Origin of the sequence: Streptomyces olivaceus, assembly GCF_000721235.1 — a bacterium.
Lineage (GTDB): Bacteria > Actinomycetota > Actinomycetes > Streptomycetales > Streptomycetaceae > Streptomyces > Streptomyces olivaceus.
Genome location: NZ_JOFH01000040.1, coordinates 1 through 23,517, shown reverse-complemented (window position 1 = coordinate 23,517; position 23,517 = coordinate 1). Strand labels below are relative to the sequence as shown.

The 23,517-nt window shown below is 70.3% G+C and carries 27 protein-coding genes and 2 pseudogenes; 21 read left to right on the top strand and 8 right to left on the bottom strand.

Annotation, left to right across the window (positions count from 1 at the left end; translation table 11 throughout):
• Positions 1 to 94: 94 nt before the first annotated feature.
• The gene (locus IG94_RS0132610; RefSeq protein WP_031045693.1) at positions 95 to 1,231 is read left to right on the top strand and encodes a hypothetical protein; all 1,137 of its coding nucleotides are present in this window, start codon (positions 95 to 97) and stop codon (positions 1,229 to 1,231) included.
• A 2-nt stretch (positions 1,232 to 1,233) separates the two neighbouring features.
• Here the strand turns inward: IG94_RS0132610 and IG94_RS0132605 are convergent, their stop codons facing one another.
• Positions 1,234 to 1,665 carry an ATP-binding protein gene (locus tag IG94_RS0132605; protein WP_031045690.1) on the bottom strand — a complete coding sequence of 144 codons (432 nt, stop codon included), beginning with the start codon at positions 1,663 to 1,665 and terminating at the stop codon, positions 1,234 to 1,236.
• A gap of 157 nt (positions 1,666 to 1,822) precedes the next feature.
• Between IG94_RS0132605 and IG94_RS0132600 the strand changes: the two genes are divergently transcribed.
• Positions 1,823 to 2,671 (top strand): helix-turn-helix domain-containing protein, encoded by an 849-nt coding sequence (locus tag IG94_RS0132600; protein WP_031045685.1) that lies wholly within the window; start codon positions 1,823 to 1,825, stop codon positions 2,669 to 2,671.
• Positions 2,668 to 2,877: a DUF397 domain-containing protein gene (locus IG94_RS0132595; RefSeq protein ID WP_031045683.1), complete on the top strand. Its 210-nt coding sequence runs from the start codon at positions 2,668 to 2,670 to the stop codon at positions 2,875 to 2,877. Before IG94_RS0132600 ends, IG94_RS0132595 begins: the two co-directional genes overlap by 4 nt.
• A 42-nt stretch (positions 2,878 to 2,919) precedes the next feature.
• Here IG94_RS0132595 and IG94_RS0132590 read toward each other — a convergent pair whose 3' ends face one another.
• The gene (locus IG94_RS0132590) at positions 2,920 to 3,777 is read right to left on the bottom strand and encodes an alpha/beta fold hydrolase (protein WP_031045681.1); all 858 of its coding nucleotides are present in this window, start codon (positions 3,775 to 3,777) and stop codon (positions 2,920 to 2,922) included.
• 159 nt (positions 3,778 to 3,936) lie between these two features.
• On the opposite strand from IG94_RS0132590, the gene IG94_RS0132585 reads away from it, so the two are divergent.
• Entirely contained in the window at positions 3,937 to 4,359 is a 423-nt protein-coding gene (locus IG94_RS0132585; protein ID WP_224227743.1) for an LmrA/YxaF family transcription factor, read from the top strand.
• Between the two features lie 24 nt (positions 4,360 to 4,383).
• On the opposite strand, the gene IG94_RS0132580 is transcribed toward IG94_RS0132585, so the two are convergent.
• Positions 4,384 to 5,241: a helix-turn-helix transcriptional regulator gene (locus IG94_RS0132580; RefSeq protein ID WP_031045677.1), complete on the bottom strand. Its 858-nt coding sequence runs from the start codon at positions 5,239 to 5,241 to the stop codon at positions 4,384 to 4,386.
• A gap of 77 nt (positions 5,242 to 5,318) precedes the next feature.
• Between IG94_RS0132580 and IG94_RS0132575 the strand changes: the two genes are divergently transcribed.
• From IG94_RS0132575 to IG94_RS0132550, 6 genes are all read left to right on the top strand, one after another.
• Positions 5,319 to 6,089: an SDR family oxidoreductase gene (locus IG94_RS0132575; protein WP_031045675.1), complete on the top strand. Its 771-nt coding sequence runs from the start codon at positions 5,319 to 5,321 to the stop codon at positions 6,087 to 6,089.
• 53 nt (positions 6,090 to 6,142) lie between these two features.
• Positions 6,143 to 6,352 carry a 4-oxalocrotonate tautomerase family protein gene (locus IG94_RS0132570; protein WP_031045672.1) on the top strand — a complete coding sequence of 70 codons (210 nt, stop codon included), beginning with the start codon at positions 6,143 to 6,145 and terminating at the stop codon, positions 6,350 to 6,352.
• Positions 6,353 to 6,666: 314 nt separating this feature from the next.
• Positions 6,667 to 8,025 carry an NADP-specific glutamate dehydrogenase gene (gdhA, locus tag IG94_RS0132565; protein ID WP_031045670.1) on the top strand — a complete coding sequence of 453 codons (1,359 nt, stop codon included), beginning with the start codon at positions 6,667 to 6,669 and terminating at the stop codon, positions 8,023 to 8,025.
• Positions 8,026 to 8,417: 392 nt separating this feature from the next.
• A complete protein-coding gene (locus IG94_RS0132560; protein WP_031045667.1) occupies positions 8,418 to 8,621 on the top strand; it encodes a cold-shock protein in 204 nt (67 codons plus the stop codon).
• A gap of 239 nt (positions 8,622 to 8,860) precedes the next feature.
• Positions 8,861 to 10,321 carry a DEAD/DEAH box helicase gene (locus tag IG94_RS0132555; protein WP_031045659.1) on the top strand — a complete coding sequence of 487 codons (1,461 nt, stop codon included), beginning with the start codon at positions 8,861 to 8,863 and terminating at the stop codon, positions 10,319 to 10,321.
• Positions 10,322 to 10,368: 47 nt separating this feature from the next.
• On the top strand, positions 10,369 to 10,773 hold the full coding sequence (locus tag IG94_RS0132550; RefSeq protein WP_031045656.1) for a CBS domain-containing protein: 405 nt from the start codon (positions 10,369 to 10,371) through the stop codon (positions 10,771 to 10,773).
• 95 nt (positions 10,774 to 10,868) lie between these two features.
• Here the strand turns inward: IG94_RS0132550 and IG94_RS0132545 are convergent, their stop codons facing one another.
• Positions 10,869 to 11,228, bottom strand: a complete 360-nt coding sequence (locus IG94_RS0132545) for a hypothetical protein (protein ID WP_031045653.1) — start codon at positions 11,226 to 11,228, stop codon at positions 10,869 to 10,871.
• 49 nt (positions 11,229 to 11,277) lie between these two features.
• Positions 11,278 to 11,634 (bottom strand): MerR family transcriptional regulator, encoded by a 357-nt coding sequence (locus IG94_RS0132540; RefSeq protein ID WP_031045651.1) that lies wholly within the window; start codon positions 11,632 to 11,634, stop codon positions 11,278 to 11,280.
• A gap of 728 nt (positions 11,635 to 12,362) precedes the next feature.
• Here IG94_RS0132540 and IG94_RS0132535 point away from each other — a divergent pair.
• The 4 genes and pseudogenes from IG94_RS0132535 to IG94_RS0132525 form a co-directional block, all read left to right on the top strand.
• Positions 12,363 to 13,568, top strand: a pseudogene (locus IG94_RS0132535) (acyltransferase family protein); the annotation flags it as partial.
• Positions 13,569 to 13,634: 66 nt separating this feature from the next.
• On the top strand, positions 13,635 to 14,282 hold the full coding sequence (locus IG94_RS41055; RefSeq protein WP_078892520.1) for a hypothetical protein: 648 nt from the start codon (positions 13,635 to 13,637) through the stop codon (positions 14,280 to 14,282).
• Complete coding sequence (locus IG94_RS43810; RefSeq protein ID WP_224326558.1) at positions 14,279 to 15,301, top strand: hypothetical protein; 1,023 nt, start codon at positions 14,279 to 14,281, stop codon at positions 15,299 to 15,301. Before IG94_RS41055 ends, IG94_RS43810 begins: the two co-directional genes overlap by 4 nt.
• Positions 15,302 to 15,358: 57 nt before the next feature.
• Positions 15,359 to 16,339, top strand: a complete 981-nt coding sequence (locus IG94_RS0132525) for an SUKH-3 domain-containing protein (protein WP_031045641.1) — start codon at positions 15,359 to 15,361, stop codon at positions 16,337 to 16,339.
• Between the two features lie 45 nt (positions 16,340 to 16,384).
• Here the strand turns inward: IG94_RS0132525 and IG94_RS0132520 are convergent, their stop codons facing one another.
• Both IG94_RS0132520 and IG94_RS0132515 read right to left on the bottom strand, forming a co-directional pair.
• Positions 16,385 to 16,813: a pyridoxamine 5'-phosphate oxidase family protein gene (locus tag IG94_RS0132520; RefSeq protein ID WP_031045638.1), complete on the bottom strand. Its 429-nt coding sequence runs from the start codon at positions 16,811 to 16,813 to the stop codon at positions 16,385 to 16,387.
• 36 nt (positions 16,814 to 16,849) lie between these two features.
• Complete coding sequence (locus IG94_RS0132515) at positions 16,850 to 17,737, bottom strand: NmrA family NAD(P)-binding protein (RefSeq protein ID WP_052410973.1); 888 nt, start codon at positions 17,735 to 17,737, stop codon at positions 16,850 to 16,852.
• A gap of 318 nt (positions 17,738 to 18,055) precedes the next feature.
• On the opposite strand from IG94_RS0132515, the gene IG94_RS0132510 reads away from it, so the two are divergent.
• The 5 genes and pseudogenes from IG94_RS0132510 (at position 18,056) to IG94_RS0132495 (ending at position 21,018) form a co-directional block, all read left to right on the top strand.
• Positions 18,056 to 19,183, top strand: a complete 1,128-nt coding sequence (locus tag IG94_RS0132510) for a PP2C family protein-serine/threonine phosphatase (RefSeq protein WP_031045631.1) — start codon at positions 18,056 to 18,058, stop codon at positions 19,181 to 19,183.
• 206 nt (positions 19,184 to 19,389) lie between these two features.
• On the top strand, positions 19,390 to 19,575 hold the full coding sequence (locus IG94_RS0132505; protein ID WP_031045627.1) for a hypothetical protein: 186 nt from the start codon (positions 19,390 to 19,392) through the stop codon (positions 19,573 to 19,575).
• A pseudogene (locus IG94_RS43805) lies at positions 19,572 to 19,859 on the top strand (SUKH-3 domain-containing protein); the annotation flags it as partial. The gene IG94_RS0132505 and the pseudogene IG94_RS43805, both read left to right, overlap by 4 nt.
• A 58-nt stretch (positions 19,860 to 19,917) precedes the next feature.
• The gene (locus tag IG94_RS43800) at positions 19,918 to 20,532 is read left to right on the top strand and encodes an SUKH-3 domain-containing protein (protein ID WP_248783098.1); all 615 of its coding nucleotides are present in this window, start codon (positions 19,918 to 19,920) and stop codon (positions 20,530 to 20,532) included.
• A gap of 15 nt (positions 20,533 to 20,547) precedes the next feature.
• Positions 20,548 to 21,018: a hypothetical protein gene (locus tag IG94_RS0132495; protein ID WP_031045625.1), complete on the top strand. Its 471-nt coding sequence runs from the start codon at positions 20,548 to 20,550 to the stop codon at positions 21,016 to 21,018.
• 468 nt (positions 21,019 to 21,486) lie between these two features.
• Here the strand turns inward: IG94_RS0132495 and IG94_RS0132490 are convergent, their stop codons facing one another.
• Positions 21,487 to 21,951, bottom strand: a complete 465-nt coding sequence (locus IG94_RS0132490; protein ID WP_043485236.1) for an ATP-binding protein — start codon at positions 21,949 to 21,951, stop codon at positions 21,487 to 21,489.
• 137 nt (positions 21,952 to 22,088) lie between these two features.
• On the opposite strand from IG94_RS0132490, the gene IG94_RS0132485 reads away from it, so the two are divergent.
• On the top strand, positions 22,089 to 22,934 hold the full coding sequence (locus IG94_RS0132485; protein ID WP_031045619.1) for a helix-turn-helix domain-containing protein: 846 nt from the start codon (positions 22,089 to 22,091) through the stop codon (positions 22,932 to 22,934).
• The gene (locus tag IG94_RS0132480) at positions 22,931 to 23,137 is read left to right on the top strand and encodes a DUF397 domain-containing protein (RefSeq protein ID WP_031045617.1); all 207 of its coding nucleotides are present in this window, start codon (positions 22,931 to 22,933) and stop codon (positions 23,135 to 23,137) included. Before IG94_RS0132485 ends, IG94_RS0132480 begins: the two co-directional genes overlap by 4 nt.
• Positions 23,138 to 23,517: the final 380 nt, after the last annotated feature.

Sequence of the window (23,517 nt, the reverse complement as noted above, 5' to 3'; positions counted from 1 at the left end):
ACAGGTTCGGTCACGAATTACGACACCGGGCGGCACTTTTCCTTCACATGGCGGCACGATTGATCGCCGACACCGCCACCCGGAAAGTGAGCCCGTGAGCCCCCTCCCACCCCCCGACCGTTCCGGCGACGATCCGTCCTCCTCCCTCTCCGACGAGGAGCTGGAGTCATTCCTGCGGGAGGCCGCCGAGGGCGGGAGTGCCTCCGCGCCCAAGGAGCCGTCGGCGCGGGCACGGATGGTGGCCCGGCGGTTGCGCGAGGAGGAGACGGCGGCGGCACGGCGTACCCCGCGGCCGGCGCCGAAGAGGGACGGTCGTCCTCGCCGCCGCCGGACGTGGGCGGTCGCCGGCGTGCTGGCGCTGGCGGTCCTCGCGGTCGTCGCCGTACGGCCCTCGCTGGTCCTGGACCGGCTGCCCGGCGGCGGGGACGACGGCTCCGCGACTCCGCTCGCGGCGGAGACGGGCCGCCCCACCGGTGCCCCCGCCGAGCCCGCCGGGTCGGCGCGGGCCACCCGCGACCATCCGTTCCGCGGTTCACCTGCCGAGCGGTGGGCCGAGGGCGCCGACGCCATCGAGGTGCCGGAGGCGAAGGCGCTGTCCGGCATGAGCGAGACGGACGTGGCGTTCGCGCTGCGCCGCACCAAGGAACTCCTGGTCGCCGCCAATCTGGACGCCGGCGTACTGCGCGGGGAGCACCCGGACGAGGCGCTGGACGTCCTCGACCCGAAGCAGCCGGAACTGCTGCCGAAGCTGCGCCGCTCCCTCAGCCGGCCGGACGAGGACCACGACCCGCTGAGACTCTTCACCCGCTTCGACCCGCACGAGACCCGCCCGGCCGGCGACGCCGTCAAGGTCCGCGGCCGCATGACGCTCGCCGCGGGCGAACCCGGCGTCGTGAAGGTCGACGCGGACTACACCTTCGTCTACCCGCGGGTGCGGGCCAACGACCAGGACGGTCCGGTGGCGCGCACCATCATCCGCCGCGTGCTCACCCTGACCCTGAACGACCCGGCCCGGTGGGAGGTGACCGAGGGCAAGCTGCTGGTGGAGCGGTACTTCTCCGAGTACGGCAACACCAGCTGCGGCATCCACGACGGCTACCTGCACCCCGGCTTCGGCGACGAGGACCCCGGCGGAGAACGCGCCACCGGCCCGCTGGCCGACCCCTACGACCGCAGCCGCCCCCTCACGGGGAGCGAGCCGGACGACTGCGGGAAGGTCTCCCGGACCTGACCTCACAACGTGGGTTGCGGTGGTGTGCAGCGCAGTTCGGCCCAGACGGTCTTGCGCGGGAAGCGCCCCTCGGTCACGCCCCAACGGTCCGCCAGCGCCTCCACCAGCAGCAGCCCACGGCCGGACTCCGCGTCGGAAGCGGGAACTTGGGGCCGGGGCAGGTCCTGCCCACGGGTGTCGGTCACCTCGATGCGGAGGACCGCGCCGACGACGTACAGCGCGAGCCGGAAGTCGCGGCCGGGAACGCGGCCGTGGTCCGCTGCGTTCGCCGCCAGCTCGGCGACGAGTTGCCGTGCGGGGTCCAGCGGGAGTGCCCAGGCACGGAGCTGCTCCGTCGCGAGCAGACGGGCGAGACGGGCACCGCGGGGCGTGGGGGAGAGCTGCACGCTGAAGTTGCGGGCGTGAGTCGTGAGTTCGGCGGAGTTCTGGTTCACGTCACTCAGCGTGGCCGTGCTTGCGTACTGTGAGAAGTGACTCAGTGAGTACGTGCTGTGACTGTCCGGTGCTTGTCCATCGGTGTCGGGGCTGTCGGTCCGTGCCGTACGGGTAGGGCGCTGGGGCAAGGCAGCGAGTGCGACGAAGGGGTGCGGGATGACGGTCGAGACGGACGAGGCGGGGTGGGAGGTCGACCCCGACGACGAGTGGGGCGTCGCGGTCATCACCACGGTGGGGCGGCAGTTGAAGCTGCGACGCGAGGCCGCGGGGATGCGGGCCGGCGACTTCGGGGTGGCGGTCGGGTACGGGGAGGATCTCGTATACAAAGTCGAGGGCGGCAAGCGGATTCCCCGGCAGGAGTATCTGGACAGGGCCGACGAGGTGTTGGGTGCGGGTGGGCTGCTCTCGGCGGCCTGGGAAGACGTGAAGAAGGTCCGGTACCCGAAGCGGGTGCGGGAGTTGGGGAAGTTGGAGGGCAAGGCGGTCGAGATCGCCCTGTACGAGTGCCACATCATCCCCGGGCTGCTGCAGACGCGGGAGCACGCGCGCGCGGTGATCGGAGCGGCTCAGCCGCCGTATTCGCCGGACGACGTGGAACGCATGGTGGCAGCGCGTCTGGCCCGGCAGTCGGTCTTCGCACGCTCACCCGCTCCCGCGCTCAGTTTCGTCCTGGAAGAGGGCCCGCTACGACGGCCCATTGGCGGCACAATGGTCTGGCGTGCGCAGCTTGAACGCCTGTTGGAGGTGGGACGGTCGCACAATGTCGTGCTGCAGGTGATGCGGACGAGCTGCGGCACCCACTCCGGCCTGGACGGGCGGATCGAGGTGCTGAAGTTCCCGGACGGAACGGCGGTGGGACGATCTGACGGCGCCTTCAGCGGTCGGCCGATCACCGAGCCCAGGCACCTGCGCATCCTTGAGCTGCGCTACGGCACCATCCGGGCTCAGGCACTCTCGCCGGAGGAGTCGCTGGCCTTCATCGAAGAACTGCTGGGAGAAACATGATCTGCAAGTCCACCGCCGGAGACGGCCCCGAGCTGGCGTGGTTCAAGAGCAGCTACAGCGGCGGCAACGACGGCAACTCCTGCGTCGAGATCGCGGCAGCGCCCGGCGCCGTCCACGTCCGTGACTCGAAGCAGTCCGACGGCCCCCGGCTCGCGCTCACCCCTGACGCCTGGGCGAGCTTCCTGCCGTACGCCTCGCAGGAGTAACGGGCGTGCGGCGCGGCTGCCGGGGCTCCGCCGCGCCCTCGCTCAGGAGATGTGTCGGGACGGCTCCGCTCCGGTTCGGGTCAGGAAGTCGATGAGTGCGTGGGCGAGTCGTTCGGGCTGGTCCTCGGGGATGAGGGTGGACGAGTCGGCGATCTCGACCAGGCGGCCCTGCGGGTACAGCGCGGCCAGCCGGGGGCCGTGCTCGCGCGGCATCAGCCGGTCCTCGGTCGCCCAGACGACCAGTACCGGGCGGTCGAAGTCGCGCAGTCGCTCACTCCAGGCGAGCAGGGTCTTGCGTCCGGGTGCTCCGGTGGCGAACTTGGCGAAGTCCCTGCGGATGGCCCTGTCGCGGGTGGCGGGAGCGAACCAGTCGTCCATGATCTCGTCGGGGATCCCGCGCAGGCTCATCCCGCCGTATCCACTCCGGGCGTGGCGGATGGCGGGAACGCGCATGAGGCGCGTCAGGAGCCAGACGCCGCCGGGAACCCTGCACACGTGCGCCAGCGCCTTGGCCGGCCCCGGAGGGAAGTTGTCGAAGGCCTCGCAGGCCACCAGCACCAGGCGCGCGATCTGCTGATCCCGCCCCTCCGACACCAGGAACTGCCCCCCGCCCCAGTCGTTGAGGACGAGGGTCACCGGGCCCGCACCGAGCCGCTCGATGAACTCCCCCAGGAGACGGGCGACACCGCGCTGGGACAGGTCGGCGTCCGGGTTCATCGGCTGACGGTGGGCGCCCAGGGGCAGCGTGGGCATGACGCAGCGGTATCCGTCCAGCATCGGGACCACCTTGCGCCACTGGGTCCCGTTCATCGGCATACCGTGGCCGAACACCAGCACAGGCCCTTCACCACCGGTGTCCTGGTAGTCGATCGGTCCGGACGACAACTCGATTCTCGGCATCTCGACCTCCCGCTTGACAGACCGCCTGCTTGGTAGATCGTTCTACTGTAATTTTGGAGGGGAGAGGGGTGGAAGAAGCGGATCGCGGCGGAGGCGGACGCGCCGTTCGGCTCGATCTACCACTTCTTCCCCGGCGGCAAGCAGCAACTGGCCGAGGACATGATCCGCACGTCCGGAACCGCGTACGGCCGCATGGTCCTGGTCCTGCTGGACAGCGTGTCGGACCCGGTGGAATCCGTCGTGCACGCGTTCGAAGCGGCCGCGGACGACCTCGAAGCGGCCGACTACGCCGACGCGTGCCCGATCGGGACAGTGGCCTTGGAAGTCGCGAGCAGCAACGAAGTGCTGCGCATCGCGACGGCGGAGGTCTTCGAGGAGTGGGTCGGCGCGGCGACGCGGTGGTTCGGCCATGGGGTCGCCGAACCGAAGACGGCGCAGTCCCTCGCGTACTCGATGGTCATGGTGCTGGAGGGAGCTTTCATGCCCAGCCGGGCCGCCCGTGATCCGGAGCCGCTGCGGGTGGCCGGCCGGTCGATGGCCACGTTGGTGCGCACCGCCATCGCCCAGGCCGACGCGGACTGATCCCCGGCACCAACAGCGGGAGGCTCAGGAGACCGACTGCGTCCCCACCACCCCAAGGAGCTCCAGCAGCCCCGCGCTCTCCGTACCGACCGCCGGGGTGAACCAGAGGAGGCGTTGGCGGCCGTCCTCGCTGAAGAGGTGGAGGCAGTTGACCTCGATCAGGCCCAGCTCGGGGTGGAGGAGCCGTTTGCGGTCCTTGCGCCGGACGGCGACCTCGTGGTCGGCCCAGAGCGCGGCGAACTCCGGCGAGACGCCGAGCAGCGTACGGATCATCGTGCCCGTCTCGGCGTCCTTCGCGTCCCGCCTCGCGGCGGCGGCCCGCAGGTCGGCGACGAAGGAGCGGGACTGGGTCTCGTGGTCGGCCTCGGGGTAGAGGTCGCGGGCCTCCGGCTCGGTGAACCAGCGGTGGACGAAGCTGGCCCGCGGCCCCCGCAGCCCGGACTGGTCGCCGAGCAGGGCCACGGCCAGCGGATTCTGTACGAGGGTGACGTGCAGGTCGGTGATGACCTGCGCCGGGGTCGCGGGCATGCGGTCGAGGAGGTCCAGCATGCCGGGGTGCACGTGCGAGGCCGCTCCGCCCTGCACGGGCACCGGCCGGTCGGCGAGCCGGTAGAGGTAGTCCCGCTCGTCGGCGGACAGCCGCAGCGCCCTCCCCAGCGCGGCGACCATCTGCTCGGAGGGCTGGGAGCCCGCGCCGCGCTCCAGCTCGTTGTAGTAGTCCACGGACGCCCCCGCGAGCTGGGCGACCTCCTCGCGGCGCAGCCCCGGCACCCGCCGCCGGGGCCCGGCCGGGAGCCCGACGTCGGCCGGGCGGATGCGCTCGCGGCGCGACCGCAGGAACGTTCCCAGCTTGGCGTATTTCACAGCGCTCATACCGTCCATTCTGCGACCGGAGGGGCCGTTGACCCAGGGGATGGCATCCCCTGGCTGCGTCGGCCGGCCGCGCGCATCGTGGAGGCATGACCACGCACACGAACCAGCAGAACCCCGCACCAGAGGCCGACACCCGGGTCGCCGTCGTCACCGGCGGGTCGCGCGGCATCGGCCGGGCGGTCTCCCAAAAGCTCGCCGCGGACGGCCTGGCCGTCGTCGTGAACTACGCCCGCGACGCCTCCGCCGCCGAGGAGGTGGTGGCGTCGATCACCGGCACCGGGGGCCGGGCCGTCGCCGTACAGGCGGACGTGGCGGACGAGAAGGAGGTCGCCGCGCTGTTCGACCGCGCGGAGGCCGAGTACGGCGGCGTCGACGTGGTCGTGAACTCGGCCGGCCGGATGACCCTGTCGACCATCGCCGACCTGGACCTGGCGGCGCTCGACGCCATGCACCGCACCAACATCCGCGGCACCTTCGTGGTCGCGCAGCAGGCGGCGCGGCGGCTGCGGGCCGGGGGCTCGTTCGTGGGGTTCTCGACCTCGGTGGTCGGCACGCAGTTCCCCACGTACGGGGCGTATGTGGCGAGCAAGGGCGCCGTGGAGGCGATGACGCTGATCCTGGCGAAGGAGCTGCGCGGGCGGGACGTCACCGTGAACACGGTCGCGCCCGGCCCGACGGCCACGGACCTGTTCCTCAACGGCAAGACACCCGAGCAGATCGACCAGCTCGCGAAGACCCCGCCCCTGGAGCGGCTGGGCAGCCCGGAGGACATCGCCAACGTGGTCGCCTTCCTCGGCAGCCCCGCCGGGCACTGGGTGAACGGCCAGGTCCTTCGCGCCAACGGCGGCCTGGTCTGACGCCCTGCGGCCCACCCACACGACACCACCAGCACCCCTCCCAGGAGACACGCATGCCTTTCGCCCAGTTCAAGGTCCCCGCGGGCACCCTCACCGCCGAGGACAAGAAGAAGATCGTCGAGCGCACCACCGACCTCTACGCGGAGATATACGGGGAGCGGGCCCGCCCCACGACCGTCGTCCTCGTCGACGAGGTCCCCGACGGCGGCTGGGGCGTCGCGGGCAACGTCCTCACGGCCGCGATGCTGAACGGGGAGGAGTGAGGGGGAGGGAGGAGGAGTGAGGGGGACGGAGGGGAGCACGACCGGGGATACGGTGAGGCCGGATAGAGGCACTCCACGTGCCGACTATCACCCGATATGAGAAATCTGTGTCTCATATAGTGGGCGCACTCTGCGCCAGGTGCTGGCCAGGATGTTTACATGCGCGTAACACTTAAGTGTCCCGCGCGCGGCAACGGCGCCGAGCGCCCACCACCGGACCGACCGGACGACGGACGTACGCCCCCTCACGCACGCGGACGCGTACCCCCACCCCGCCCCGGTCTCCGGTGTCAGCCGTGCCAGAAAGGGCCCCCGTGACGACGCGAAGCGAGACCAGGACCACCCTCGACCATCTGCTCACCGAGATCGAGCACCGCAACCCGGCCCAGCCCGAGTTCCACCAGGCCGCCCACGAGGTCCTGGAAACGCTCGCGCCGGTCGTCGCGGCCCGCCCGGAGTACGCCGAGCCCGGCCTCATCGAGCGGCTGGTCGAGCCCGAGCGGCAGGTCCTCTTCCGGGTGCCGTGGCAGGACGACAAGGGCCGCGTCCACGTCAACCGGGGCTTCCGCGTCGAGTTCAACAGCGCGCTGGGCCCGTACAAGGGCGGTCTGCGCTTCCACCCCTCGGTCAACCTGGGCGTCATCAAGTTCCTGGGCTTCGAGCAGATCTTCAAGAACGCCCTGACCGGCCTCGGCATCGGCGGCGGCAAGGGCGGCAGCGACTTCGACCCGCACGGGCGCAGCGACGCGGAGGTCATGCGGTTCTGCCAGTCGTTCATGACGGAGCTGCACCGGCACATCGGCGAGCACACGGACGTACCGGCCGGGGACATCGGCGTCGGCGGCCGGGAGATCGGCTACCTCTTCGGCCAGTACCGCCGCATCACCAACCGCTGGGAGGCCGGTGTCCTCACCGGCAAGGGCCAGGGCTGGGGCGGCTCGCTGATCCGCCCCGAGGCGACCGGCTACGGCAACGTCCTCTTCGCGGCGGCGATGCTCCGGGAGCGCGGTGAGGACCTGGAGGGCCAGACGGCGGTGGTGTCGGGCTCCGGCAACGTCGCGATCTACACCATCGAGAAGCTGGCCGCCCTCGGCGCGAACGCCGTGACCTGCTCGGACTCCTCCGGCTACGTCGTCGACGAGAAGGGCGTCGACGTGGAGCTGCTCAAGCAGGTCAAGGAGGTCGAGCGCGGCCGGGTCGACACCTACGCCGAGCGCCGGGGCTCCTCGGCCCGCTTCGTCCCCGGCGGCAGCGTCTGGGACGTCCCGGCCGACCTCGCCCTCCCGTCGGCCACCCAGAACGAGCTGGACGAGAACGCCGCCGCGACCCTGGTCCGCAACGGCGTCAAGGCGGTCTCCGAGGGCGCCAACATGCCGGCGACCCCCGAGGCCGTGCACCTCCTCCAGCAGGCCGGCGTCGCCTTCGGCCCGGGCAAGGCCGCCAACGCGGGCGGCGTGGCGGTCAGCGCCCTGGAGATGGCGCAGAACCACGCCCGTACGTCGTGGACCGCGGCGAAGGTGGAGGAGGAGCTGGCCGACATCATGAACAACATCCACACCACCTGCCACGAGACGGCCGAGCGCTACGACGCCCCCGGCGACTACGTCACCGGCGCGAACATCGCCGGCTTCGAGCGCGTGGCGGACGCGATGCTGGCCCAGGGCGTCATCTGACGGACCCGACGGACGGGGCCCCACCGCGATCCGGTGGGGCCCCGCCGTCGTACACCGGGGCACCCGCGTACCTGCACCCGGGAACACCCGCATCCCCCATACCTCCACCCCCGCATACCTGTAGCCGCGGGGCGAGGGTTTTACGGAATGAGCGGACAGTTTAATTGCAGCGGCTGGCGGAGTGGAATTACTCAGCCCGTATTGGGTGCCACAACGTGCTACTGTCGCTATCAGTTGCAGTTGTGGTTCCCGAATGTGAAGCTCTTACCGGTCGGCCCTCGTGCCGTCGGAAGCGTACTTTGACACCGGTCTTTTCCGGCGGGGTGATCATCGCGGCGACACGGCGTTCGTGAAGTGCGGGCGTCGATGCACTGCCCCGAAGGAGACAAGACATGGCTACTGGCACCGTGAAGTGGTTCAACGCGGAAAAGGGTTTCGGCTTCATCGAGCAGGACGGTGGCGGCGCCGACGTGTTCGCCCACTACTCGAACATCGCCGCCCAGGGCTTCCGTGAGCTGCTCGAGGGCCAGAAGGTGACGTTCGACATCGCGCAGGGCCAGAAGGGCCCGACGGCGGAGAACATCGTCCTCGCCTGACACCGGCACGCCCTCGGGCGCGCACTGCAGCTGGGGCCCGCATCCCTCGGGGTGCGGGCCCCAGCTGCATGTAGTCTCCGCAGCGCTTCCTGCCTGCGGGACGACCACGAGGAATCCACGAAATTCTGTTCCATGGAAAAAGGATTCCCGCTCTCCCGGCCTGTTCTTGCAATTCTCCATGCGCTCTCCGCTGCGGGAATTCCTTGATACGCGCCGCAATGCATCAAGGAAGGTTTCGCATGAGCCGCACACGTATGAACGACCGCTCCGCACGCGCACGCATGGCCGGAGCGGGGAACGTAGCCGCCGGTCCGGACATCAACCGTTTTCGCGGCCGTGGCCGCCGGTCCGTCGCGGCGCAGGGCGAGTTCGCCCTCCCGGAGACGGTCACCCCGGCGCTGCCCGCCGTGGAGCGCTTCGCCGATCTCACCATGCCCGCGGAACTGCTGGGCGCGCTCGGCTCGCAGGGCCTGACCGTACCGTTCCCGATCCAGGCCGCGACCCTGCCGAACTCCCTCGCCGGCCGTGACGTACTCGGCCGGGGGCGTACCGGTTCCGGCAAGACCCTCGCCTTCGGGCTGGCTCTGCTGGCCCGCACGAGCGGGCGGCGTGCCGAGCCCGGGCAGCCGCTCGGGCTGGTCCTCGTACCCACGCGTGAGCTGGCGCAGCAGGTCACCGACGCGCTCACGCCGTACGCCCGATCGGTGAAGCTGCGGCTGGCCACAGTGGTCGGCGGGATGCCGATCGGCAGGCAGGCCGGCGCGTTGCGCGGGGGCGCCGAGATCGTCGTCGCCACCCCCGGACGCCTCAAGGACCTGATCGAGCGCGGCGACTGCCGACTGGACCGGGTCCGCGTCACCGTCCTCGACGAGGCTGACCAGATGGCCGACATGGGCTTCATGCCGCAGGTCACCGCGCTGCTCGACCAGGTGCGTCCGGACGGCCAGCGCATGCTGTTCTCCGCCACCCTCGACCGCAACGTCGATCTGCTCGTACGCCGCTACCTGAGCGACCCGGTCGTGCACTCCGTCGATCCGTCGGCCGGCGCGGTCACCACGATGGAGCACCACGTGCTGCACGTCCACGGCGCCGACAAGCACGCGGCCACCACCGAGATCGCTGCCCGCGAAGGCAGGGTGCTCATGTTCCTGGACACCAAGCACGCCGTCGACCGCCTCACCGAGCACCTTCTGAACAGCGGGGTGCGGGCCGCCGCCCTGCACGGTGGCAAGTCACAGCCGCAGCGCACCCGTACGCTCACGCAGTTCAAAGACGGGCACGTCACCGTGCTGGTGGCGACCAACGTCGCGGCCCGCGGGATCCACGTCGACAGCCTGGACCTCGTCGTCAACGTCGACCCCCCGACCGATCACAAGGACTATCTGCACCGCGGCGGCCGTACGGCACGCGCCGGCGAGTCCGGCAGCGTCGTCACCCTGGTCACTCCTCAGCAGCGCCGCGCCGTGATCCGCCTCATGGCGACGGCCGGCATCGTCCCGCAGACCACCCAGGTCCGCGCCGGCGCGGAGGCCCTGCACCGCATCACCGGCGCGCAGGCCCCCTCCGGCGTCCCGGTCGTCATCACCGCACCGGTCACCGAGCGTTCCAAGCGCAGCGCCGGCTCACGGAGCCGACGCCGCTCGGCTCCGGCTATCCGGCGGGCGCCGGCCCGGCGGTCCGTCACCGACGCCGCAGCCTAGGGCCTGCCCCGCTCGGACAGCCGTTCCATCTCCGCAGGAGGCACTACTTGACGCTGCTCCAGACGTATCCGCGCGCCACCGGCGCCGAGACCGTGCCGAGGACCGTCGCCGACGCCATGGACGCCGCCGGGCCCCAGGTCTGGGACGGCATGACGGTCGAGGTGGCGCTGTCCGTCATGGCCGCCGCGGGCACGAGGCACCTCCTCGTCTGCGACGAGGACGGCCAGTACGCCGACCTGGTCACCCGGGACCGGCTGAGGGCCGTGCGGGACGGATCCGCGTACACGGACCGGGTCCGCCTGCGCGACGTCGCCGACGGCACCGGGCCCTTCGCCTCGCCGCTGGCCACGTTGGCCGAGGCCGAGCGCGCGATGCGGTACCGCCGGGTCGCGGCCCTGCCTGTGGTCGACGAGGACGGCAACGCCCTGGGCGTCCTCGCCCTCTCCCGCTGAACCGCCCCACCGCGGCACGGGATCGGGGCAGCGGTTGGATCAGCGGTTGGATCAGCGATCGGGTCAGCGGGTCAGCGATCGGATCAGCGGCGGGATCAGCGGTCGGAGTAGCTGAAGTCGCCCACGGTCCAGGCGCTGACGTCCTCGATCGCCACGCGGTACATCCCGCCCGTCTCCGGGATGCCCATCGTGCCCTGGAGGATCCGGGCGACGTGGAAGTGCAGGTGCGTGGGCGGTCCGTCCTCCTGCGTGGACTTCTCGAAGACGGCGGAGAAGTCGGCCAGGTCGGCGGAGTCCGTCAGTACTTCCGACACCCTCTGCCTCCACACGCTCTCGGGGGCCAGGCGACCGGTGATGACGGCACCGTGGGTGACTACGGTCAAGGACATCCGGCTGCTCTGCCCGGACTCGACAAGGGCAGCGATGTCAATGATCAGCTCGTCAGGCTTCGGCATGGCAAGGGATTTTATCCACTGGTCCGCCGGGCGGACCGCCCGATCGGCGCTACCGGGCAGGACGGGCGCTCCCGGGGTTGTCGCCGGCGGCTCCGGCACCGTCGCGTCGCAGCTCGTCGTTCATGCGCCGGGCCTCTTCGAGCTGGTCCTCCAGGATGATGATGCGGCAAGCCGCCTCGATGGAGGTCCCCTGGTCGACCATCTCGCGGGCGCGGGCGGCGATACGGAGCTGGTAGCGGGAGTAGCGGCGGTGGCCGCCCTCGGAGCGCAGGGGCGTGATCACCCGGGCTTCGCCGAGGGCCCGTAGGAAGGCGGGCGTGGTGCCGAGCATCTCGGCCGCCCGTCCCATGGTGTAGGCGGGGTAGTCGTCGTCGTCGAGTCGGTCGAGCGGTGTGTCTGGGGTCATCTGCACCTCTGCTTGCGGAACGCGTCGAGGGGCCTTGGTGCCGTACGGCACCAAGGCCCCGAGGGATTTGTAACACCATCTGTCGGCCTACTGCACTGCCGACCTTCTGTATCCGCACCGGCCCTCGTCGAGGGACGGGCAGCTGAGGGATCGCGGATGCGTGACCGTGGGACCACCTTCCGTTCCGGGGCCTGCGGTACCCGGTGAGGATGTTCTCGACCGGGCGATCCTGATGGCGTCCTCCTCCTTCTCTCTCTCGTACCTGTCGGTCTTGCCGGTCCTGCTGCTGTCGGCGGCCCTGACCGGCCGCCCGGTCCGGCGATCAGCGAGGGGGCCCTCGCACTTCTGGCCCCGCCACTCCACCGCCGTACCGCTACCGCTGTTCTGCATGTGTTCTGCATGCGGGCAGTTCGTGTCTGCCGCGCCTCACTGACTTCCTGGCTACAGCAAGACATTAACCCCAGCCACCTCCGTATGTCTACTGCGGCCACAACAGATTTTGTTCCGGACGGGTGAGCGGTTCTCTGTATCGCGGAGACCACTTGCGCCGGACTCGGCGAGGGACGCGGCCGCGTGCCCGGCTGTGGCAGTGGCAGTGGCAGCGGGTTCCGGTGGCAGGGAGGCGTCACTGAACCCGAGGCGAACGCCACACGAACACGGCAGGGAACCTGGGTGGCACCTTGCCCAAAGCCCTACCGTTTTCGTAGCCGCTGTTCTTGTCTGTTCGAATGGTGCGTGCAGCGGACAACGGAACAGTGGCGCCCGAAGGGGCGGAGGTACGGACGAGGCAGCCACTCCCGCCGCTCGCCACAGTCCCGCCGGGCCGGCGCCCCGCGCCCAGCAGTACGAGCGCGAGCGGGAAGCCCGCGCCCCGCGGCAAGCGCCCGGGTGGCGGCCGCCTCTACGTCATCGACGGCATCCGCATCCTCGCCGCGCTGATGGTGGCCGCGCACCACTACGCCGGCACCTGGCGCGCCGACCGCCCCGGCAACCCGATCTGGGACCGCCCGGTGTCGGACATCATGCCCACGGTGTTCCGCTTCGCCTCCTACGGCTGGATCGGCGTCGAGATCTTCTTCGTGATCAGCGGCTTCGTCATCTGCATGTCGTGCTGGGGCCGCACGCCCCGCCAGTTCTTCGTCTCCCGCGTGATCCGGCTCTACCCGGCGTACTGGTTCGGGGTGCTGTTCACCACCGCCGTGCTGGTCGCCGTACCCGGCGTGTGGGAACGCCTCCGCCTGCGCGAGATCCTCCTCAACCTCACCATGCTCCAGTCCGGCTCCGCCGTACCGAACGTCGACGGCGTCTACTGGACCCTCTGGTCCGAGCTCCGCTTCTACCTCCTCTTCCTCGTCGTGGTCGCGATGGGCCTGACGTACCGCAGGGTCGTGGTCTTCTGCTGCGTGTGGGGCGCGGTGGCGATGCTCGCGCCGATCTCAGACCTCCACCTGCTGGAACTGGTCGCCAACCCGGAGGGTGCCTGGTATTTCATCGCCGGTCTCGCCCTCTACCTCATGCACCGCTTCGGCCAGGACCTGCTCCTGTGGGGCATCCTCGCGATGGCGTGGCTCATGGGCCAACTGGAGCTGGGGGACCGGATCGACCAGGTCGAACACGTCTCGGGCTGGCGCGGCAGCGTGGCGATCTTCACCGTCTTCCTGCTCTTCATGGTCGCCGTCGCGCTCGGGTACACGGACCGCATCCGCTGGAAGTGGCTGGTCACGGCCGGCGCGATGACGTACCCGCTCTACCTGATCCACTACGCGGCGGGCACGGCCCTCATCGCCCGCCTCCACGACACGATGGACCCGCGCCTGCTCCTCGTAGCCCTCATCGGCGCCTTCCTCCTGCTCGGCTACCTGATCCACCGCCTCGTCGAACGCCCGGTGTCGCGCCTGCTGAAGAAGGGCCTGGACACGTCCTTCGCCCGACTCGGGCCGCGGACAAGCGGACCTGACGCCCTTGCCGACGGCCCTCTCGCCGGTGCGAAGATGGGCCCCATGCCCCGTTACACCGAAGCACTGACCGTCGAACGCGGCGGGTTCCGGATCAAGGTCCCGGAGTCGTGGTGGGAGTTCGACGTGCGCCCGGAGTCGCGGGACGACTCGATCCGCCGCATGGTCGACGACCGCATCCGCCAGCACCCCGAACTGAAGCCCTCCCGTTCCGCCTACGTCACCTTCCTCCAGAAGGCGGCGGCCGACGCGTGGAAGTCGGGCGCGCTGTACTGCGGTTGCATGGCGGAGAGCTTCGGCGGCGACACCCCGATCACGGGCTCGGTCACCGTCTCCCTGGTCGGCGGCCGCGCCTCCTCCGGCGACCCCCTCCCCACCGACCCGGCGGCCATCGCCGCCCAACTCGCCGTCAAGGAGGCGAGGAAGCCCGGCGACTCCTGGCGCAAGGTGACGACGGTCGACATCCCCGGCGTGGGCCCGGCCGCCCGCACCCAGGGCGTCGAGGACATCCCGGTCCCCGACGACACCCTCAACCGCACCGTCCGCGCGGTCCTGATGCAGACCTACATCCCGGTCCCGGGCCAGGAGGGCAAGGTCGCCCTGGTGGCGGGCAGCAGCCAGATCCTCGACCTGGCGGACTCCTTCTTCGACATCTTCGACGCGGTGACGTCCACGTTCCGGTTCGTGGGGTGACGAAGCACCGGGCTCACGACACGTTCTGGGCCGCTCCGGAGGCCGGTGCGGCGTGGGGCGCGTTGTCGCGGACGACGCTGGAAGCGATCGCCCGGTGCGACGCGGAACGGCTGGCGGTGGAGAGGTCACGAGTCGCGCCGCGCATCGCCGCGGAGATGACAACGCCCGTGTATTCGGTGGCGGACCGGTTCGCGTCCTGGGAGCGCCTGGTCCGCCGGCTGGAACCCGGCTGGGACGGCGACGACTTCTACCCCGTCAGCGCCTACGGCAACGACCTCGATTCCAGGGACGCACTGGACCAGGTGATGCGTGCGCTGCCCGACGAGGCGGTCGAAGGACAGCCCGGGCAGCTACTGACCGGGCTGGACGCACCGCTTCCGCGCCGCCACCCTCCCCGACCCGCAGCGTTCGCTCCGCCCCTGGGCACGTCCGACGGCGGACAAGCCGGAAGAGCGGCTCGGCGAGTGGTGGCAGCGGAAACCGCTACGCGCCCCGTGGCCCACCCGAGCTTGACGGCCAGAGGACCGGAACTTGTGACGCGCATTCCCACCACATCACGATCTGACCGTTTCTCCGTCGAAGTTCTCTCAGTCCCGTCGCCTGCTGAAGGCGAACGCGCCCGTGAGGCGATGGGGGCCATCACAGTGGGAGACTTCGAGGAGCGCTTCCCCATGAGCCTGAGCTACTGGGACGTCGACCAGTACCGAGCGGGCTGGACCCGATCCCTGGGGGTTCTGGTCGAAGGCGGCGACGGCGCGATTTCTTGCCTCGTCACGTCGATCCATGACCCGGCCGACAGCAACTTCGTCTTCTGCTGGCCTGTCTACAGGTCCGGGAACATGGTCCACGTCCAGAACGCGATCATCTTCCTGGATGAGCTGGAGGAACAGTTCGTCCCCGCCGAGCCCTGGCGCTTCGTGTGCCCGCGCCGCACGGTTGACGACGACGGACGGGAGATCTCCGAGTGGCAGACCACAATCTCGGAGGTGGAGAACTTCCTCAGGGCCGGTATGGCCTGAGCGGGCGTGCCTCGTGCACGGGCAGTTGGGTGCGCCTCTGACCTCAGTGGTGATGTGATGACGAGCAACGACGTGCCCGCAGAGTGGTCACCCCTGACCTACCGCGTCCTGCGGTCGGCAGGATGGTATTCCGGACGATCCGTGCCCCTCGACAGGTACGAAAGCCGTCTCCGGGAGTTCAGCGGCCTAGGGATGCACGATGCAGCGAGGTGTTTCCTCGGTGAGTTCGCCGGTCTCTCGACGGCGGACTGGACTCCCGGCCCGCTGATGCCGCAGTCCCCGTTCCGGCTCGTGCCTTGCGATGCCGACACGCCCCGCGAGGCAGGCGTGGAGATCCGCGAGGTCGTGCTGCGCATGAGTGAAAGCGCCGGCGCCCCTCTGTACCCCGTCGGGCGCGTGGACGAGGCGACCAGTTGGCTGGGGATGGCCGCCGACGGTTCTGTCTTCGTCGGCGACGGCAGCGCGCAACTGCTGGCGCGAGGCGCCTACGAGGCGCTGGAGGTACTCACCGTCGAGCGACGTACCGATGCTCCCCTGCCCTTCGTACTCGTGGGCGATCATCTCGAGCTCCCGCCCGGCTTCGGTGCCACCCGAGGTCCGGACGGAGTGCCCAGGTGGTCACCCGAGACGGAGCGCGTGCTGCGGTTGGCCGGTTGGCAGCCAGGGCGCGCAGTCTCCACTGAGTCCTGGGAACGCACCCTGCACGAAGCCGACAAGGGCTACGCCATGCACGAGGCCGCGCGGCGATTTCTCAGCGAGTTCGGTGGGCTGGAGGTACGCGAGAGGGGACCGGGGGTGAACGCGGCGAGATCGCCCTTCCGGCTCGATCCGACGTCGGCCACAGACGATTTCGAGATCATCGAGTACCTCGGTGAGGAAGCCGATGCCCGGCTGTACCCGGTAGGGCATCTCCCCCGGGGCAGCTTCTACCTGACCGTGGCGGACGACGGCGCGGTGTACGTCGGCATGGACGAGGTCGAGTTGCTGGCGGACACGGCGGACGCGGCGTTGGACAAGCTCGTTCGCGGAATCCGCTGACGTTCGCGTCGATGCGGGACAGCGCCGATTGCCCAGGGCATCCCGTCAGTGCGCGTAGCGCCGTACTGCCTCCGGGTGGATGACGACCCGGCACTGGTCGGCGGCCAGCATCTCGGCCAGGTCGTGGCGCCGGGACTCGTCGTCGAGGTCCCAGTAGCGGGCGGCCAGGCGGGAACACAGGTCGTGGGCGCCGTCGGGCTCCACGGTGGCGCGGCCGGTGACCGACACCCAGCGCTCGCGTTCGCCCACCGGGGCCGCCACGACGATCGAGACGCGCGGGTCGCGCCTCAGCCGCCGCATTTTCAGCGAGTCGGGCGCCGTGAAGAACTGGAGCGTCCCCCGCGCGGTGGCCTCGAACCACACCGGCCGGGGCTGCGGGGGTCGCGGCCCGGCGGCCACGGACAGGAAGCCGTGCAGGGGACGTCGGAGGAAGCGGAGGTCGTCGGCGGTCAGCAGGCTGGTGGCGTTACTCATGGTGTGCCCTCTCGTACGGGGGCGGGGGGTCGGAGGTCACGGCCGTTGCCGCCAGGCTCCCGCCGCCGCGGCCCGTACGACGTACTCCTCGAAGGTCCGCGGCGCGCGTCCCAGTACGGCGGTGACGCCGTCCGCCGTGTCGGAGATGTCCTGGCGTTCCATCATCACGAACATCTCGGCGACGTGCCGGGCGTCCTCCTCGCCCAGGCCCTCTGCGACCAGGGCCGCTGTGTACGCGTCGGGGGAGACCCGCGTGTAGGTGAGGGGCCGCCCGGATGCCCGGGAGATCAGCTCGACGGCCTCCGGGAAGGTCAGCGCGCGCGGCCCGGTCAGCTCGTACGTCCGCCCCGCGTGCCGGTCCGGCTCGGCCAGGACCGCCGCCGCGACGTCGGCGACGTCCTCCAGGTCGACGAACGGCTCGGGCACCGGGCCGGCCGGGAGGGCCAGCCCGCCGTCGAGCAACGGGGCGTGGAAGACGTCCTCGTCGAAGTTCTGGTTGAAGTTCGACGCCCGCAGGATCGTCCACTCCAGGCCGGACCGGCGTACGGCGTCCTCGGCCGAGCGCATGTCCAGCCCGAAGGCGGAGTCGCCCCACCGGTCGGCGCCGTGCCCGGAGAGCAGGACCAGGTGCCGTACGCCGGCGGCCTCGGCCCGCGCCGCGAACTCGTGCACCGGCCCCGGTACGGACGGCGGGACCACGTACACGGCGGTGGCACCCCGCAGGGCCGCGTCCCAGCCGCCGGGGTCGGACCAGTCGAAGCGGGTCGGGCTGGACCGGGAGGCGGGCCGCGCCGGTGTACCGCGCAGCCGCAGCCGGGCCAGCACCCGCCTGCCGGTCTTGCCGGTGGCGCCCAGGACGAGGACGAGATCCGCCGTCTTGCCGGTGCTGTGTGTACTGCCGCTGTGAGTGACGTCGTTGCTCATGACCACCATCCAACGGCGTCAGCCTGGACGAATCCATGGTCGAGAAGCCGGATGGCCTTTGCCATCGTCTCCCTTCGGGGTCATGAAAGCCTTCGGTGCCCCCTTCCGCGGCATGCGGGCCCACGGCTCGCCGCCGTTCGGCAGTTCGACTCTGACCGCGCCCCGGGGTCTGGGCCCCGGCCGCGACGGCACGCTGCCCGGGCGCCGACCGCTCTCCCCGGGGCGGTCGCGTCCCCCGAATGCCCCGGCGGGGCGAGGGCCGGTACGACGGCGGACACCCGACAATGCGGGAGTTCACCGCCCGATCGAGGAGACCGTGTGTCGCGACCCCCTCGCCAGCACTCCGCCGCCCCCACCGCCTCCCGCGAGACCGTCCAGCCGCCGAGGACGGGCCAGCTCCTCCTCGGCATGCTCACCGTCACGCTGCTGGTGGCGCTGATCGGATCGCTGGCGAACTCGGTCATGGCACTGGTCGGGCTGCTGGTGTTCCTGCCGGCCGCGGCGGCGGCGCTGTGCACGGTTCGGCAGACGGCGCTGGTCTGCGTCTGGACCGCGCTCCTCGGCTCCAGCGCGTTCCTGACGGGCGGCAGCGACATCGCGCTGGCCGACCGCGTGCTGCTGCTGGTGCTCACCGCCTGCCTGATCGCGGCATCGCTGTACGCCTGCCGTCGCCGCATCCACCGGGAGCACACGATGGTGCGGCTGCACTCCGCGGCCGTGGCCATGCAGCAGCAGATCCTGCGCCCGCTGCCCCTGCTCACCGAGGACGTCCGGGTGGACGGCGTGTACGAACCGGTGCAGGAGGACCGGCTGGTCGGCGGGGACATCTACGACGTCGTCGAGTCGGCCTGGGGAACCCGCGTCCTCATCGGCGACGTCCAGGGCAAGGGGCTGGCCGCGGTGGGCGCGGCGTTCGCCGTCATCGGCAGCTTCCGCGAGGCCGCCCACCGCGAGCCCACCCTCACCGCGCTGGTCGACGCCCTCGACGCCTCCGTGACGCGGCACAACTCCTCCGTCGCACGGGACGGCGACGACGAACGGTTCGTCACCGTCCTCGTCCTCAACATCGACGCCCGCGGGGAAGTGCAGGCAGTCAACTGCGGCCACGTACCACCGCAGTTGATCGCCGCGCACTCGGTGACCACGCCTCCGCTGGACAACGGCGTCCCCCTCGGCCTCGCCGCCCTCACGACCGAGCCCGTGCGCGTGGGCCGCTTCCCCTTCCCCGGCGACACGACCCTGCTGCTCAGCACCGACGGCCTGACCGAGTCCCGCGCGGCGGACGGCGCCTTCTATCCCCTGTCCGACCGCCTCGCCGCCCTTGGCACCCTGCCGCCGAGCGACCTCCCCCGGGCCCTCCAGCAGGACGCCCACGCCTACGCGGGCAAGACCTCACCCCACGACGACATCGCCATCCTGACGGTACGGCGTAGGCGGCGTCCGTAGCGCGAGCGCGGCTCAGCAGGGCGCCCTGTAGGTTCACGTGTCTCATGGGGTGCTGCCGAGTAAGCCTGGGGGAGGGAGCCGTACGCTCCCTTCCGCTTTCTTCGCCGGACGGCAGTCCACCCGTCTCGCGGCTCCGGCGCGACGTTCTCCAAGCGGTAGCGTCTGGGTTCCGATGCGCGAGGAGAGGACGAAAGGAGTCTGGCGTCATGACCGCCGAGTTCGTGCTCGACCTCGACGCGGGGATGCTGGAGTACTTCCGGGACATGGTGAACGTACTCGTAGAGGGCTGCGGCACCTCCCGCCCGGAGGTCGACGCGCACGCCGACGTCTCCCGGTTGCCGATTCAGCCGATCCCGCTGAAAGACTCGCCGTTCTGGACGCTCCGCGAGTGATCCGGCAATGGACGACGCGGACGGACAGGGTGCTCCAGCGGGCGGGTTGGCACCCGGGCCGCCGCGTGCCGACGGCCACCTGGGAGGCAATACTGCGTGAGCGTGGAGCCTTCGTCATCCATGACGCCGCACAACGCTTCCTCTCCGAATTCGGCGGCCTGGTGACGTATGGCCTGCCCGCGGATTCGATCACCACGGCATCGGCCGTCCGCTTCGACCCCCTCATGGCCGAATGGCAGGACGAACGCTTCGCCGGGGCGGGCAGGGAAGCGGGCGTGTCCCTGTATCCCGTGGGCGCGGCCGACGAGGGAGCAAGTCTTCTCGGCATGAGCGAGGGGGGGCGTGCTGTACCTCGTAAGGGACCGTGTGCAACGGCTGGCAACGGACGCCGACCAGGCACTGGACCGCCTGGTGGAAGTGCAGGGATCCCGGGCCGGCCTCTGGGTGTCGGAGCCATCGTCGGCCGGGCAGGCGTTCCGACAGCGCTTCGAGGCCGGGAACATCGGTCCCGAGGCCGGATCGCGGTGGTCAGCGGAGACGGACAGGGTGCTGTGGGCGGGTGGCTGGTTTCCGGGGCGTTCCCTACCCACTGCGACCTGGGAGGGCATTCTGCGGGGCATCGGTACGTTCGAGATACACAACGCCGCACGGGATTTCCTGGCCGAGTTCGGTGCGGTAGGGGTGCCCCACCGCGATTCCGGTGTCTCGATGCCGCGGCGTGACTTCTCGCTGGACCCCTTGCTGGCGGTCTGGGACGCAGAGATCATCGAAGACCTCGCCGAGCAGGCGGGAACTGACCTCTACCCCGTCGGTATGCGAGACCGCAGAAACACGCACCTGATGATGGCGGCGGACGGTGCGGTTTACGAGGGCATGGACCAGGTCTGGCTCCTGGCAGCCGCACCTGACCAGGCCATCGAGCGCCTCGCCAGGGCGATTGGCCCTCTGGCCGAGTAGCGGGAGGGCAACGTCATGACAACCGACTGGAACTGGGAAACCGGGGAGCGACTACTGGCCCTGGACGACCCCGCGGAATGGGACGCCGCGTTCGAGCGCGGCGAGAAGAGCCTCGGCACGGCGGCGATCGGACTGGCCTTCAACTGCTCGTTGGAGGAGGCGTCGCCCCGGATCGTCAAGGCGATGCAATTGGAGGACGTCGCCCAGCGAGTATTCGCCTGCACTGCGGCCGGCACCGCGGCTCGTCTCAACGGCGCGCTGACGCCGGAGCTGTACGCCGCGCTGCGGGCCAAGGGGCTGGGCCGCCGCAGCATCGCGCTCAACGGCATCGGCGACACCCTCACCTTCGTGCCGTTCCGCGATCTGCCGACGTGGCTGAAGTGCTGGAACGTCTGGTCGTCTGTGCGTAACAAGTTGGATGCCTGGCGGCTCACATCCGCCTACGCGGTCGGCGACATCTGGAGGACGGTGCGCGGGCGTCGCTGACCACGATGATCGAACACCCTGACGACGGGGGCGTCGAACGAAAGATGACAGCTGAAGGGGGAATGAATTGGCGGATGAGGGCGAGGGCAGCCGGTCCAGGCGGGTCAGGAGACAGCCGTTCGACGTATTCCGGGATGCCCCGGAGAGCAGAACTGTGTGGGAGAGGCTTCTCGGGCCCGTACTGGAAGCTGTCGCCAGATGCGATGCCGGATCGGTTGGAAGTAGAGCTGTCGAGGAGGAAGGAGGGCAGGCACTCTCTCAGCTCCTGGAATGCTTGGACGCCCGTTTCCATGCTGCCACTGCTCCCGATCCGAATCTTTCGCTCCGTCCTTGGATTCGGCCCACAAAGGACAGACCGGAAGAGGAACTCGGTGAGTGGTGGAAGCGCAAGCCGGTACGTGTCCCCTGGGCCGACTGAGCACCCGGCCTGCACGTCCGGTCCCAGCACGTACTGAGCGGCGTCGCCTGTCACTGGGGCGGGACGAGGGGGCGTGCTCCGGCCAGGCCCGTCCCCACCTCCGCCCACACAGTCTTGCGCGGAGGCGGGCCGGGTACGACTCCCCAGCGGTCGGCGAGCGCCTCCACCAGCAGCAGGCCGCGGCCGGACTCGGACTCGGCGTCGGTCGCGGAGTGCTGCGGGCACGGCAGCCGGGCACCGCGCGTGTCGGTGACCTCGATGCGGAGCGTGTCGCCGATGACGTACAGCGACAGCCGGAAGTCCCGGCCGGAGACGCGGCCGTGGGCGACGGCGTTCGTGGCCAGCTCCGCGACGATGAGCTCCGCCGGGTGCGACGGTAGCCCCCACGTGCGCAGTTGCTCGGTGGCGAGCAGCCGGGCGAGACGGGCGCCGCGTGGCGTGTGGGACAGCTGGAGGCTGAAGTTGCGGACGGGGCCGGCGAGCCGGGGCGCGGGACCCTGAGATTCCTCATTCACATCACTCAGCGTGTCGGAACGTGCTTCCGTGGGTGAGTGACAACTCCTGTACGTACCGTCACTGTCCCGGCTTTTGTCTCGGCTGTCTCGACTGTCCCGGGCGTTGTACAGGTACGCGTGCGAGCCGAGGAGGAGCCGTGGACAAGGGTGTCGACGAGGCGGGCTGGGATGTCGAGCCGGGCGACGAGAGCGAGCCGGTGGTGCAGGCGGTGGGCCGGCTGCTCAAGGTCTGCCGGGAGGCGGCCGGGGTGAGCGTGCCCGAGCTGGCGACGGCCCTCGGTTACGGCGAGGACATGATCCGCAAGATCGAACGCGGGGCCCGCATCCCTCGCCCGGAGTGCCTGGACAGGGCGGACCAGATCCTGAAGGCGCAGGGGCATCTCAGGGCCTTCATGGAGGACATGCGCAAGGCGCGGTACCCCAAGAAGGTGCGGCAACTGGCCGAGCTGGAGGAACGGTCGGTCGAGATGCTGCTGTACAGCAACCACAACATCCACGGGCTCCTGCAGACGGAGGAGTACGCGCGGGCGCTGCTCCGCACTTGGCGTCCCGCCTACTCGCCGGACGAACTGGAGCGCATGACGGTCGCTCGTATGGCCCGGAAGTCCGTATTCGAGCGCCCGCCCGCGCCGGAGTTCAGCTTCGTCCTGGAAGAGGTGACGCTGCGCCGCCCGGTCGGGGGCACAATGGTGCTGCGCCGTCAGCTCGAACACATGCTGGACGTGGCCAAGTTGCCGTACGTGGAGCTTCAGGTGATGCCGACCGCCTGCGCGAACCACCCGGGAACGGGTGGGCTTGTCGAGGTGCTCAAGTTCGCGGACGGTACGGCGATGGGGCGTACCGACGGCGACTTCGGAGGTCGCCCCGTCTCGCAGCCCAGGCAAGTCCGCGTTCTCGATCTGCGCCATGGCATCATCCGGGCTCAGGCGCTCACACCAGAGGAGTCTCTGGTCTTCATCGAGCAAATCCTGGGAGAGCTATGAGCACGCCGGAACTCCGTTGGTTCAAGAGCAGCTACAGCAGCAGCAGTAACGGCAACGACTGCATCGAAGTCGCCCCCACCGCCCTCACCATCCACGTCCGCGACTCCAAGCAGGCGTCCGGCCCCCGACTCGCGCTCACGCCGCAGGCGTGGACGGCGTTCGTCGCGTCGTCGGCGGACCTGGGACGCCACCGGTCACGGTGACCTGAGCCCGTCGCCTGTCCGTGCCTCGCGTGGTGACATGTGCGGTGCGCGAGGTCACCCGGCCGGGGCGAGCAGCTCGCTCGCTGGCGGGCGCCTCGCCCCGGAGCGTCCAAGGCGATGCACCTTGCGGGCGTCGCTCAGCGAGGGCTCGTCTGCACTGCTGCCGGCACCGCGGTTCGCCCCACCGCCGGGCGGACCGCTGGGCCCCAGCACCTTTCCGTCGAACTGCCGTGCCCGGTAAGTTCACTTGTGCTGACAGGCGCTTACTGGTGCGCGCGGGGTGACGGGGGTTGCGTGATGGTGGGCCACAGGCCGAGTGACTGGCATGTCCTGGACCTGGACAAGGACCCGACGCCGGGTGATCCGCAGCGGGTGCGCAC

What these genes read in the sequence shown, in the direction of transcription:
- IG94_RS0132525 (WP_031045641.1), top strand. Translation starts at nt 15,359, where the DNA reads ATGACGAGCAACGACGTGCCCGCAGAGTGGTCACCCCTGACCTACCGC.
- IG94_RS0132505 (WP_031045627.1), top strand. Translation starts at nt 19,390, where the DNA reads ATGACCGCCGAGTTCGTGCTCGACCTCGACGCGGGGATGCTGGAGTAC.
- IG94_RS0132575 (WP_031045675.1), top strand. Translation starts at nt 5,319, where the DNA reads ATGACCACGCACACGAACCAGCAGAACCCCGCACCAGAGGCCGACACC.
- IG94_RS0132495 (WP_031045625.1), top strand. Translation starts at nt 20,548, where the DNA reads ATGACAACCGACTGGAACTGGGAAACCGGGGAGCGACTACTGGCCCTG.
- IG94_RS0132480 (WP_031045617.1), top strand. Translation starts at nt 22,931, where the DNA reads ATGAGCACGCCGGAACTCCGTTGGTTCAAGAGCAGCTACAGCAGCAGC.
- IG94_RS0132580 (WP_031045677.1), bottom strand. Translation starts at nt 5,241, where the DNA reads ATGGACGGTATGAGCGCTGTGAAATACGCCAAGCTGGGAACGTTCCTG.
- IG94_RS0132595 (WP_031045683.1), top strand. Translation starts at nt 2,668, where the DNA reads ATGATCTGCAAGTCCACCGCCGGAGACGGCCCCGAGCTGGCGTGGTTC.
- IG94_RS0132515 (WP_052410973.1), bottom strand. Translation starts at nt 17,737, where the DNA reads ATGAGCAACGACGTCACTCACAGCGGCAGTACACACAGCACCGGCAAG.
- IG94_RS0132590 (WP_031045681.1), bottom strand. Translation starts at nt 3,777, where the DNA reads ATGCCGAGAATCGAGTTGTCGTCCGGACCGATCGACTACCAGGACACC.
- IG94_RS0132540 (WP_031045651.1), bottom strand. Translation starts at nt 11,634, where the DNA reads ATGACCCCAGACACACCGCTCGACCGACTCGACGACGACGACTACCCC.
- IG94_RS0132570 (WP_031045672.1), top strand. Translation starts at nt 6,143, where the DNA reads ATGCCTTTCGCCCAGTTCAAGGTCCCCGCGGGCACCCTCACCGCCGAG.
- IG94_RS0132520 (WP_031045638.1), bottom strand. Translation starts at nt 16,813, where the DNA reads ATGAGTAACGCCACCAGCCTGCTGACCGCCGACGACCTCCGCTTCCTC.
- IG94_RS0132545 (WP_031045653.1), bottom strand. Translation starts at nt 11,228, where the DNA reads ATGCCGAAGCCTGACGAGCTGATCATTGACATCGCTGCCCTTGTCGAG.
- IG94_RS0132560 (WP_031045667.1), top strand. Translation starts at nt 8,418, where the DNA reads ATGGCTACTGGCACCGTGAAGTGGTTCAACGCGGAAAAGGGTTTCGGC.
- IG94_RS0132600 (WP_031045685.1), top strand. Translation starts at nt 1,823, where the DNA reads ATGACGGTCGAGACGGACGAGGCGGGGTGGGAGGTCGACCCCGACGAC.
- IG94_RS0132555 (WP_031045659.1), top strand. Translation starts at nt 8,861, where the DNA reads ATGAGCCGCACACGTATGAACGACCGCTCCGCACGCGCACGCATGGCC.
- IG94_RS0132585 (WP_224227743.1), top strand. Translation starts at nt 3,937, where the DNA reads ATGATCCGCACGTCCGGAACCGCGTACGGCCGCATGGTCCTGGTCCTG.
- IG94_RS41055 (WP_078892520.1), top strand. Translation starts at nt 13,635, where the DNA reads ATGCCCCGTTACACCGAAGCACTGACCGTCGAACGCGGCGGGTTCCGG.